We start from the raw sequence: 11,305 nt of genomic DNA, 5'->3' as shown, positions 1-11,305 counted from the left end.
ACTGGACGAACCACCCTCATGCATCCCACTAGGCGCAGGATACGTACCGGGAATCCGTCCGCGTGAAGCCCCGCAACACGATGCCCCACTCAGAGGGCCGGAGGATCATCGGTCCTCTCCGGTACCGCCTGCACGTGCTCCAGCCGGTGTCCGTACGGTTCCCCTTTCCGTACCCGCGAGTTGGCAGGCTCGACGGCCCGCGTCGCAGATTCATGGCCCCTCCCTTCTGCGTGAAGGCTCCGCCCTTCGTACGGTGGGTGTACGGCGGCCCTCGCGAAGACCTGTTCGGCGCGGTCGGTAGTCAGCCGCATGACGCCGTACGGGCCCGTCGCGTACCCGGTGCGGTGTCCGTGGAGTTCCAGGGCTTCCACTGCATGGGTTCCGGCGTCGGCCTCGGTCATGTCGTCGGGTGGTACGAGGGCGTGGAGTTCTGCTTCCCACTGCCATCCCAAGTCGCGGAGTACGGCTCGGGCCTCGACCTGTTCCCATCCGCTGTGGGCAACCAGACCGCGGTGCGGGTGCGGGGCGAGGACGATGTCGGGGTTCGTGAACATCAGGCGTTCCCCTCTGCTGGTGCGGCTGGCCGGGCTGCCTCGGCTGCGGGGGTGCACGGTGGCCAGGCGGCGAGCTGGAAGCGGGCGGGCCGGTGGTCGTGGCGGCCGACGCGGCATTCGTCGCCGGTCTTGCCGAGGGCGTTGTTCATGCGGGTGAGGAAGCGGTCGTACTGCTCGTGCCAGAGCACCGTCGATCCGGGGTCCTCGTAGGCGTCGGTGCGGGCGAAGGCGAGGGCCGCGATCTCGTAGGCGAGGTGTTCGTGCTGTGCCCAGCATGGCGGGATGACGTGGTGCGGCTGCCAGGCGTAGGTCTGGTTGAGCCAGCGGCACACGGAGTCGAGCCAGTCCGGCATGGGTGCGAGCAGTTCGGCGGGCAGGGCTCCGAGGTCCCAGGGTGAGGGGCCGTCCACCACCGACTGCTCCGAGGCACGCTCGGCGAGGTAGTTGGCGATCAGCGCGGGCGGTTCGGGGAAGGGCGCGTAGCGGGCGAGCGGGTTCTCCGTCACGTGGCGGCTCCCTCGCGGTCCGCCCAGGCGGCGGCGTGTGCGCGCCGCTGGCGGTGCTGCGCGGTGGCCTGCCGGATGCGCTCTTCTTCGTTGGCTTTCCGCAGGTCGTGGACGTGGGCTTCGATCCGGGGCCAGGAGTTCCAGGTCCACATGCCGTCGAGGCGGGTGACGACGGGCGGGAGGTTGTCGGCGAGGACGAGGGCGTGGCCCTCGGCCAGGCCGCGGATCTCGTCGCCGCGCAGGACCGGTTCCCTCTCCATGTGGGTCGCGGTCGAGTGGCCGCCTTGGTGACCTCCGGTGGTGGTCTTGGTCTTGCGTACGCGCTCGACCTCGCCGCACAGGTCCGACATGTCCTTGAGGAACGCGGGGTCCTTCGCGCCGCCGAAGACGACGACGTGGTTGGTGAACGAGGCGAGTTCGGCGGCCGTTTCCTCGCCGAAGCGGGCGCGGGCCGAGGCCCAGCCCTGGAGACCGTAGAGCGCGGTGATGCCGCGCCCCCGGCCGTCCGCGACGCGTTGCCGCAGCGAGGGGATGGGCGCGATGTTCGGGGCTTCGTCCAGGGCCGCGAGGAGAGGGGGGTCCAGCCGTCCCGTGGGGGAGGCGATGGCGTGGGCTTCGGCGATGTCCAGGAGGTCTTCGGTCACGGCGGTGGTCAGCGGTGCGACCGAGTTGACCTCGGAGTCCTTGCCGAGCATGTAGAGGGTGCCGCCCGCGTCGAGGAAGGCGCGGAAGTCCGTCGCGTCCTCGCCTCCGTCGGCCAGGGCGTCGAGCACCGACTGGTGCATCAGCGGTTCCAGGGCGGCGTCGAGGGTGGAGGCGGTGTTGCCGACGGTGCGGCTGTCGCCGGTGCTGGCGGTGCGCAGCATGTCCGCCCAGCCGGGACCGGCGCAGGGGTGGGCGTTGAGAATGCCCAGCGGCGCCGGGTCGGTGAGCTTCCTGGCCCACTTCAGCACCTGGTCGATGCCCGCCCCGTCGAGGGCGGCGGCGTGGAGGAACGCGGCCAGGACCTTGGCGGCCTGTCCCTTGTAGAAGACGGCGCCCTCGCTGGACTGCGCCGCCGCGCCGGGGATACGTGACCCGGCGACGAATCCCTTGGCCCGCATCATGGCGGTCTCGGTGTCCGAGGCGCCGGTGATCGGTGACCAGCGGAACTTCGGGAGCGAGGAGGCGATGTTCTGCGGGTCGAAGACCATGACCGGCCGGTCATCCTGCCGACAGGCGTCCAGGGTGAGTTCGACGAGGTCCGCCTTGGTCGAGGTGGCCAGCACCGGCCCGGTCCACGCACGGATGGTGGGGGCGAAGAACCGCATGGTCTTGCCGCTGCCCATGGGGCCGATGACGCGGCACGCCTTGTCGGCGCGGGACCACAGCTCGACGCCCTTCGGCCGCTGGGAGGTGCCGAGGAAGTAGCCGAAGTCGTGGGGAGAAGGGGACATGGCCAGGTACTCCAGTGGTGCGGGGGCGGTGCGGTGCGTCCAGGCCGGGTGTCAGCGGTCGGCGGCCTGATGTGGCTTGGTCAGCTCGACCGCCGCTGACGGGGCGGCGGTGAGGGAGGGGCGGATCTCGTGCGCCTTCAGCACGCTCTTGGCGGAGAGCTGCTTCTTGAGCCGCCGCTTGGAGGCGAAGCCCGCGTTGCGCCGGGTGCGGTTGGTGGTGCACCACACCGCGAGGAGCGCCACGCCGCACACGGCGGTGAGCAGGTAGAGGACGAGCGAGGTCCCCTCCATCACGCGGCCCTCCGTGCGACGCGTGCGGCCAGGTAGCGCATGCGCCGACGGCACAGGAGGGCGAGCGAGGCGTCGGGTCCGGCGCACCGTGGCGGGGCCGTGTGGAAGGCGCTGTGCAGTTCCTCGGCGGCCCGCCATACGTGGCCGACGCCCGTCTGGAGGCGTCCTCCGGCTGCGCAGTAGTCGCCGTGGTTCAGGGTGGTCGAGAGCTGCTTCATGCGGCGGGCGAGGGCGAGGGCCTCGGCGTGGAGCTGGTCGATGTCGCTGCGTACCGCGTGCTCGTCCCTTGGGAGCACGGTCGCGTCGACGGTGGCGAGGGGGCGGTGTCGGCTCATCTTGTGTCGGCTCATTCCGTGTCCGGGGAAGTGCTGGTGAGGTCGGTCATGGAGCCGGAGGAGAAGCACAGGTGCTGCTCGGCTTCGACCAGGAGGTGCTGGACGCCGGGGTAGATCACTTCGCCGACTTTCCACAGGGCGACGCCACGGCGCAGGCGCATGATGTGCCCGGCGGTCCAGGACGGCAGGCCCAGGCGTGCCACCGTCGCGTCCGCTTCGGATTTCTTCTGGCTGTAGATGACGATGGTGTCGGCCATCTTCAGCGCGGCGGCCGTCTCCGCGGAGTCGTCGATGTCGCTGAGGTGATGGACGATGAAGATGCACGAGAGGCCGTAGCCGCGGGCGAACTTGAGGAACTTCTCCAGGAGCGCGGCGAGCTGCGGAGTGCCCAGGATGTGCCATGCCTCCTCGCAGACGAGGATGCGTTTGCGCTGGGTGTAGCGCTTGCAGCCAGCGTCCCGGTTCGGGCCGAGTTCCCAGGCCCCGGAGTTGGCGTCGACGACCACGCGGTCGTGCTGGCTCGGCTCGGTGCCGCATTCGCACAGCGGCCGGAGCCAGACCTCTTCGAGGAAGACGGAGATGACGGCGACGAGGAGGGTCATGGCGACGCCGCCGCTGGGGACCTTCGTCAGGTCGAAGACGACCATGTCGGCGTCGAGGTCGACATCCAGGCTGGTCGGGCCGTCGAGCATCCCGGTGAGATCGCCGGTGGTGTCGTCCTCGTTCCCGCAGAGCCGGTCCAGGACGTAGGAGACCTCCAGCCCGTCCCCGAGAAGGTCGTTCCGCGTGCGTTTCTTTGCTGTGGCGTCGGACTCCTCCGGGGCCCGGAGTGCGGCGGCGACGTCGGCGAGGACGGGTGCGCGCCCCAGTTCACCGGCGCGCTGGTGGGCCCGTCGGATCGCGATCCGCAGCGCTGAGCCGGCGAACTCGTCCAGCGGCTTGCCGAGCCCGAGTTCCGCGATCGTGCGGACCAGCTCGACCTGCCGCTTGCCCGCGATGGCCGGGTCCAGGGGGTTGATGCAGGAGGCGCCCCGGCCGCCGCCCGGAGCGAACTTCACCGGGGCCTTTCCCGGTCAGCGAGCGCCCCAGCGCGGCCCACTCACCCTCCTCGCGCTCCTTCTGCTCCTTGGTGTCCAGCACAACGACTTTCCGGCCCAGGCGGATCTGCCGGGCGGTGTAGGTCTTGGTGAGCGCGCTCTTCCCCCGTCCGGTGTCGCCCATCACGATCATGTTGCCGCCGGGCAGGCCGTCCCCGAAGGCGGTGAAGGGGCAGTAGATGAACGCCTTCCCGGAGTACAGCTCGCGGCCGATGATGGCGCCTGCCGATCCCAGCGTCGGCGGTGCGATGGGCAGGTACAGGGCCTGGCTGGTGGTGGTCTCGGTGTAGAGGCCGCGACGGGCCGTCTCGTACATCGCAGTCAGCGGGCTGGCGTCGAGCAGGTCGGTCACTTGATGCCTCCGGCGAAGGGCAGGGTGGTGGCGAAGGCCCGCGCGTGCTCCAGGTCGAGCCATTCGATCCGCAGGTGGGCGTTACGGGCGCGGGAGGCGGTGGTGCGCTTGGTGCGCTCCAGTTCCTCCGGGGTGCGTGAGGAGACGGTGAGGTAGCCGACGACGGCGGCTCCGGCCGCGCCCGAGGAGGCCAGGGCCATGCCCCGCGAACCGGTGGCGCGCGCGGCGATCTGGTCCCGCGGGTCGATGTTCTTGCCGCGCTGACGGTCACGGAGCATCTCCGCCTGGTTGTTCGTGTCCTCCGCCAGCATGCGGTCCACGGCCCTGTCGTTCGGCTCCAGCTCCTGGGTGATCGCGATGGTGCGGATGACATCGGGCATGCCGATCAGCAGCGGCGAGAGGAAGTCCGGGCCGACCGGCGTGGTGGGCCAGCCGACGACGGCCGCGGTGGCGTGGTACCAGCACGAGGCCGAGCCCGCTGCGCGGGCGGCGAAGTGGGCGCCGTCGCGGACGTCGACGTTGCGGGGGAAGGCGTGCGGCCGGGGCAGGCCGGTGTCCCAGATGGCGTGGTCGGGGTCGTAGGAGTTGCGGATGAACGCGGTCAGCCTGCCCTCGTCCAGCGGGGCGATCACCGAGAGGTCGGCGTCCTCGGCGCGTGCCCACAGCTCTTCCAGGTAGGTGCCCGTCGCGGCGGCCACGCCCTCGTCGCCCACAGCGCGGGCGGCGCCTTCGGAGGCCAGGTTCCTGCTGAACTTCGCGTGGAGGGCGAGGTAGTACCGGTGCTCTTCGGCCGAGGTGGATACGGCGTCGGCGAGCACGTCGTAGGAGTCCTTCAGCCATTGCGGCGCCTCGGAGGCCGCCGCGGACGCGTCGCGCTGGGCGAGGAAGCGCTGATGGGCGTACGGGTCGCTCTTCACCTGGCGGGCGAGGACCTGGATGCGCTTGACGGGGTGCTCCTCCGCGTTGCCGAACGCGTCGAGCAACTCGCCCCAGCGCTCCAGGGCGACGGTCTGTTCCGCGGCCTCCTTGCCGCCCAGTCCCGGAGAGGCGACCTCCAGCGCGGCGGTGACGCATCCCGCCTCGGGCTGGAGGACCACGACCGCGTCCTGGCCGCGCACCGTGACCGGCACCCAGGTCATCCCGGCGATCCCCTCCGGCTCCGCGAGAGCGGCTCGCGGGGGCCTGCCGTCGCGGCCCGTACCGGCTTCGACCGCGGGCGAAACCCACACGCCGCCCGTGCGGCGCAGTGCCCGTCGGCGGTAGCGGGTGATGCGCCACCAGCGGTAGACGGTGCGGCGCTGCGAGGTGCCCTTGGGCCGGTACGGGGCGTAGACCACGGCGAGTGCGCACAGGACCGGCAGGGCCATGCCGGTCACGGCCAGAGCCGTCGCGCCGCTGAAGAGGTAGCCGAGCAGGACCCCGAGGGCTGCACCGGCGCCGAGGAGGACCTGTTCCCCGAGGTCGCGCCTGCCCACCAGCCCCGTGGGGCGGTGCTTTCCGAACTGGTACGTGCGAACAGACATGGGTCACTGGTCCTTGCTGGGGTCCGGACGGCCGGGAAGATCACCGGTCGGGCGAGAAGGCGGAGGGGCGGAGGCCGCAGGCCCGGAGCCGGGTGCGGAGGGCGGAGGGGCCGGGGCGGGGCCTTCCGGAGCGGCGTCGGCGCCAGGTCCGCCGCCCGTCGGTGGGCCCGGCCTCGGGCCCGAGCCGACGATCGGGCCGCTCGTCGGGCCTTGGGGGCGGGCAGAGGCGGGGGCGCCGGGTTCTGCGGCTCCGTCGCCGCCCTGCTGTGGCTGGCCCTGCCCGGTGCCGCCGTCAGCGGCGCCCGTCCCTCGTGCGCCGGGGGCCTCGGCCGCCTTCTTCTTGGCCACGTCGACACCGGTCTTCGCCCCCGTGGCCGCCGCGCCCATGGGACCGGCAGCGGCCGTGCCGCCGCCCACGGTCGAGGAGGCCGCCTTGCCGCCTGCCGCTGCCGACGCCTTGCCCCCGGCGGCCTTTCCGCCGCCGCCCCCGCCTCCGCCTCCGACCAGCGCGTCCTGGACGTGCATGCTCATCGCCCGGTTCGCGTGCTGGCCGGGACCGTCGATGACGGAGGCCGGGCCCGCCGACTGACCCGTCTTGCGGTCGTGGTGAAGCTGGGACATCTCGTCGCCGAACGCGGGCAGCCACTTGTAGAGCGTGGCGGAGGCGAACACGGCAAGGAGCAGGATCAGCGCGCCCACCAGCGTCTTGGAGACCGCGTCCGACATGTTTCCCGACGAGTCGCTGAGGATGGCGCCGCCGAGGCCGAGCAACGCGAAGAGCACGGGCTTGCTCAGGCCGATCGCGAAGATGGCCCCGAACCACTTCCTGCTCTTGCCCCACAGGTCCCGGTCGACCAGGCCCGCGTTCACCAGCGGACCGAGCGCGACGGCCACGTAGATCGCCGCGCTGCGGATCAACAGCTCGATCCACATCAGCAGGGCCCCGGCGAGCATGATCAGGTTGACGGCCAGGAGCTGCCCCGCACCGACCTGGGGATTCGCCGCCATGATCTTGAGGAGGTTTTCCAGGAACGGTGTGAAGTTGGCGGTGGCGTACGGTTCGAAGATTGCGGTGACTTCGTCGATGGCCTTCATCAGCAGGGCGATGGCGCCGGGCGTCATCGCGTTGACCACGAACTGGAGCAGCAGGAACCCGACCGCTTCCCCGACGGCCGTGGTCACTCCGACACCGCGTACGGCGCGCTTGGCGACAGCGATCAGCCACAGGGCCACGGTGAACAGCGAGGACGCCGCGAAGATGAGCGCGTACTGCTTGATGAAGGTGCTGCTCGTGAGGTCGATCTCCGTGGTGTTCTGGATCAGTTCCAGCATCTTGCGCAGGAACCAGATGTTCGCCTCGGTGAGCGCCTGCAACAGGAAACCCAGCGGGTCCGAGGCGAAGTCGATGGCCTCCTTCGTCTCGCAGACCATGGGGATGTAGCAGAACGGGTTCGCCACGGCTGACGGCACGAAGAGGAAGCCGAGGGCCACGACGCCCGCCGCCACGGTGTGCGCCCGGCGGGTCCAGCGCGACGGCGCGCGTCGTTCGAGGGCCAGGAGCCCGGGGGCGTCCTCACGCGGTCGCAGGCGCACTGCGGGCACCCCCTACGTCGGTGAACCTGTCGGCTGGGGTGGCCTCTTCGGATGCCAGGGGAGACGGCACGAGCGGCTCGGAAGGTGTTACCGACGTCGTCTTCCACGTCCCGCCGGACCAGGTGAGGTCGACCGTCATGCGCAGGTAGGCGATGCGCGGGCGCTGTGTCTCGTCCTGCCCCGCGAGCCCGCCCACCGACGCGGTCCACAGCTCGACGCTCGCCGCCCGCGCCGAGCAGGACACGGACCGCGTCGCGAGCACCGCCGTCCGCGTGATCAGCTCCGCACCGTCCGCCGTCGCGCCGTCGCTGCCGAGCCCCCGGTTCTCCCTCACCAACTGCGCCGTCGAATCGGCATCGGCGACGACCGACTCCCGTACGGACGGCGCCGCGGTGGCGGCCAGCATCCTGTGGCGCCAGCCCTCGTCGGTGTAGAAGCGCGGGTCGCCGTAGAGCACGGCGGCGCTGGTGGCGGCAGCGTGCGCCCCGGACTCGCTGCGCTCGTAGGGCGCCGGGAAGCCGTCCTGCCCCGTAGCGCCGCTCACGACCGGGTCGTGGGCGGCGTCGGGGATGTAGTCGGAGAAGTCACTCGTGACGTTCGACGCCTGGCTCTCGTCGGCCGGAGCCACCAGGCCCGCCGTGCGCGAACTGTCCTTGAGCTTCCAGTCGCTGTCCTCCCAGGCCAGGGTCACGGTCACGGCGCGGAAGTCCGACGTCAGCGTCGCGTGCCCTGACGTACTGCCGCGCACCGTGGTGGTCCACAGCCGGACCATGGCGCTGTGCCCGTCGAAGCCCAGCACGCGGGCGGAGAGCACACCGGTACGGGAGACCGCCTTCTTCGCGTTGACCTTCGCCTTGTCGCCCCGCAGCGCGCTCGCGGCGTCCTTCGCCGTCTCGTCCGCCTTCTCGGTCACCGTCGAGGCGGCGTCGTTGGTGGCCATGACGGATGTCGCGCGGTGCCGGGCCTTCTTGTCGGTGAGGAAGGCCGTGCTGCCGCTGACGGTGGTGTAGTTGGCCGCCGCCGCCTTCGCGCCGGCCTTCGTACGCGGGTAGCCGACGGGCACCCCGTCCAGCACCCGTACACGGTCCTCGTGCGACGTCGGGCCGGGGCGGCTGGTCGGGGAAGCGGCGGTGGAGGGCGTCTTCGCACTGCCGGTGGTCACGCTGACGGCGATCCCGGCAACGGTGACGGCCGCCACCGCGCCGAGTGCGATGCTCCACGGCCTCACCGTCGACGGCTGCCCGGCGGGCTCTCGGTTGGAGGAGCTGGTCCTCCGAGGGATTACGGCCACGGGTCACACCCCCATGCCGTACGTCGTAGCGATGATCGTTCCCAGGGACGCCACGAGGAAGATGCAGGTCAGGCCGCCGATCATCATGCCCTTGCCGCGCGAGCTGTCCATGGTGGAATGCCCCTCGCCGAACCAGCCCTTCGACTTGCCGAGCCCGGCGAGGAAGGCGCCGACGCCGATAGCGAGCACGACGGCCGCAATGACGCCGAGGATCACCTTCGCCGTCCCGCCGAGCTTCGCGAAGGGACCCCAGTTCGGCTTGACGCCGCTCACCACGCCCACTCCGTTCGCCTCCTGCGGCGAGCGTCGTGTGCAGGGAGGGGTCGGCCGCCAGGTTGAGCAGGTTGTGCATGTGCATTCCTTCGTTGGGGGGTGTTCCGAATGCGTTGTGTGCGTCGGTCAGCCGACGTGCCGCATCGCGGTGATCTGGGGCTTCCAGTAACTGAGCGGCTTGATCCGCACCTGGGCGCCGGTGTGCGGGGCCTCGATGACCCGGTCGTCGCCGAGGTACATGCCGACGTGCTCGGGACCGGCGCTTCCGGGGACGGAGAAGAGCAGGTCGCCCGGCCGGAGTTGAGACATGCTCTCGACGGCCGTTCCCGCGTGCACCTGGTCGTAGGTGGTGCGGGGCAGGTTCACACCCGCCTTGCTCCAGGCCATCTTGACCAGCGATGAGCAGTCGCATCCGCCCTGGCCCTGGTAAGGGCTGACGCAGTCTCCGCCCCACTGGTACCAGGTGTTCAGAGCCGTCTTGGCAGCGGAAATGGCACGCCCCGCCCCCTTGCCCGCCGTCGCGTCGGGCACGGTTGTGTCAGCCCATTTCGCGGCCAGCTTGCGGATGGTCCGTACGTAGTCGCGGGTCTCGGGATAGGGCGGAATCCCCTGGTATTCGAGGACGGCGCCGCCGCCCGCGTTGTACGCCGCGAGCATGTTCTCCGTGGAGTCCCCCGCAACGTCCTTGACCTCCGTGGCCAGGACGCAGTCGTAGTGCGCCATCGAGGCGACGGCGTCGGCGGGGTTGAGGGGGTCCTTTTTCTTGTCCCCGTCGCCGTCCACCCCGTACTGGGCCCAGGTCGAAGGGATGAACTGGGCGATCCCCACGGCATGCGCGGACGACTCCGCCTTGGGGTCGAACCGGCTCTCCTGGTAGAGCTGCGCGGCCAGAAGCGACGCCGTGATCTGCGGGCACGCCTCATCCGCATGCTTGTTGATGAGCTTGCGCACCCAGCCGGGGACCGGAGCGTCGGTGGCGATCCCGCCGCCCGGCCCGGTCTCCTGGGCGGTGGCGGAGACGGCTCCACCGGACATCACCAGCAGCGCGATGCCTCCGACCACCATGGCCGCGATGAGCCCCAGAACGGCTGCTGCGCCCTTCCGCATGGCGACCGTCAGGCCCAGGGAAGAGCAGTGACACGCCAGCCCTCGGAGGTGCGCTCCAGGCGCACCACGAGCTGCTCGCTGCTGCGCCGTGGCTGGCCGGACTCCGGCGCCGTCGTCAGGGTGTAGCCGACCCGCACGAGAGCGGAAGACGCGCTCACCGCAGGGGCCCCATCAGGAACCACCGCCGAAGTGACCTTGACCTTCTGGCGCGCCTGCTCGGCGCGGAGCGCCGCCCACGCCTTGCCCTGGCTCGGCCGTTGCTGCGAGAGGACGTCCGCCAGCTCGCCCGAGGCGAACTTGGCCGCCCGCGCCCCGGCTTCGGCGTACGACCGGTCGCCGCCGTGACGAGCGTCGTGCTGCGCGTAGGCAGTCGTGAAATCCCGAGCGACACGTTCCACACCGCGCGGCAGAGAGGTACTCGACGGCACGGAGGACGCCGTGTTCGGCGCGGTCGTCTCCGTCGCCCTCGCGGAGACAGAGTGGGGCCGCGCGGTACCCGACCTCGGCTGGTCTCCAGTCGAGCTGGAGCATCCGGTAGACGCAGCGCCGAGGAACATGGCAACGCTTATCGCAGAAGATATCTGGACGAAGGAATTGCGATGAGGCATGGGTGAGCCAACCTTGGAGCAAGAAATTCACAGGTAAGCGGGCGTTGCGGCCCAGCGAGATTGAGGACCGCAACGCCCCCTTCACAGGACGGGAAAAGGTTCCGGGGCCAGGAACGCTTTTGCGCTGGCCGTTCCCAGATCCTGACAGAGGTCTGCGGACAACTCGAACCAAAAGAAAAGTCGGAACCTAGTTCCTGGAATTAGGTTCCGACTTCAAGGCATTCGGTTATGAGGGGGACATTCCCTTGAGTACCGACGGGCTAGGTCGTTTCTGATGGCTCTTGCTGGGGTGGGTGGATCAATGCTGGGGATGGGCAGGCGCGTCGTATGGTGCGGCGA

At 70.5% G+C, this 11,305-nt stretch carries 11 protein-coding genes; all 11 read right to left on the bottom strand.

The window, feature by feature from the left end; all coding sequences use genetic code 11:
- Positions 1-553: 553 nt before the first annotated feature.
- Positions 554-1,060 carry a hypothetical protein gene (locus tag ACYVOO_RS05220; protein WP_461014450.1) on the bottom strand — a complete coding sequence of 169 codons (507 nt, stop codon included), beginning with the start codon at positions 1,058-1,060 and terminating at the stop codon, positions 554-556.
- Positions 1,057-2,496 carry a type IV secretory system conjugative DNA transfer family protein gene (locus tag ACYVOO_RS05215; RefSeq protein WP_461014449.1) on the bottom strand — a complete coding sequence of 480 codons (1,440 nt, stop codon included), beginning with the start codon at positions 2,494-2,496 and terminating at the stop codon, positions 1,057-1,059. The genes ACYVOO_RS05220 and ACYVOO_RS05215 overlap by 4 nt, the downstream gene beginning before the upstream one ends.
- 51 nt (positions 2,497-2,547) lie before the next feature.
- Positions 2,548-2,787: a hypothetical protein gene (locus ACYVOO_RS05210; RefSeq protein ID WP_461014448.1), complete on the bottom strand. Its 240-nt coding sequence runs from the start codon at positions 2,785-2,787 to the stop codon at positions 2,548-2,550.
- Complete coding sequence (locus ACYVOO_RS05205) at positions 2,787-3,122, bottom strand: DUF6238 family protein (protein ID WP_461014447.1); 336 nt, start codon at positions 3,120-3,122, stop codon at positions 2,787-2,789. The genes ACYVOO_RS05210 and ACYVOO_RS05205 overlap by 1 nt, the downstream gene beginning before the upstream one ends.
- Before the next feature lie 11 nt (positions 3,123-3,133).
- Positions 3,134-4,180 carry an ATP/GTP-binding protein gene (locus ACYVOO_RS05200; RefSeq protein WP_461014446.1) on the bottom strand — a complete coding sequence of 349 codons (1,047 nt, stop codon included), beginning with the start codon at positions 4,178-4,180 and terminating at the stop codon, positions 3,134-3,136.
- 387 nt (positions 4,181-4,567) lie between these two features.
- On the bottom strand, positions 4,568-6,094 hold the full coding sequence (locus tag ACYVOO_RS05195) for an SCO6880 family protein (protein ID WP_461014445.1): 1,527 nt from the start codon (positions 6,092-6,094) through the stop codon (positions 4,568-4,570).
- A 3-nt stretch (positions 6,095-6,097) separates the two neighbouring features.
- Positions 6,098-7,687 (bottom strand): hypothetical protein, encoded by a 1,590-nt coding sequence (locus ACYVOO_RS05190; RefSeq protein ID WP_461014444.1) that lies wholly within the window; start codon positions 7,685-7,687, stop codon positions 6,098-6,100.
- Positions 7,668-8,978 (bottom strand): hypothetical protein, encoded by a 1,311-nt coding sequence (locus tag ACYVOO_RS05185; protein WP_461014443.1) that lies wholly within the window; start codon positions 8,976-8,978, stop codon positions 7,668-7,670. The genes ACYVOO_RS05190 and ACYVOO_RS05185 overlap by 20 nt, the downstream gene beginning before the upstream one ends.
- A 3-nt stretch (positions 8,979-8,981) precedes the next feature.
- Positions 8,982-9,251: a hypothetical protein gene (locus ACYVOO_RS05180; RefSeq protein WP_461014442.1), complete on the bottom strand. Its 270-nt coding sequence runs from the start codon at positions 9,249-9,251 to the stop codon at positions 8,982-8,984.
- A gap of 126 nt (positions 9,252-9,377) precedes the next feature.
- Positions 9,378-10,358 carry a bifunctional lytic transglycosylase/C40 family peptidase gene (locus ACYVOO_RS05175; protein WP_461014441.1) on the bottom strand — a complete coding sequence of 327 codons (981 nt, stop codon included), beginning with the start codon at positions 10,356-10,358 and terminating at the stop codon, positions 9,378-9,380.
- Positions 10,359-10,366: 8 nt separating this feature from the next.
- Positions 10,367-10,756, bottom strand: a complete 390-nt coding sequence (locus ACYVOO_RS05170) for a hypothetical protein (protein WP_461014440.1) — start codon at positions 10,754-10,756, stop codon at positions 10,367-10,369.
- Positions 10,757-11,305: the final 549 nt, after the last annotated feature.

The sequence above is a fragment of the Streptomyces daliensis genome, assembly GCF_054782395.1.
The sequence above is the reverse complement of the archived record's forward strand: the minus strand, read 5'-3'. Positions and strand labels throughout refer to the sequence as shown.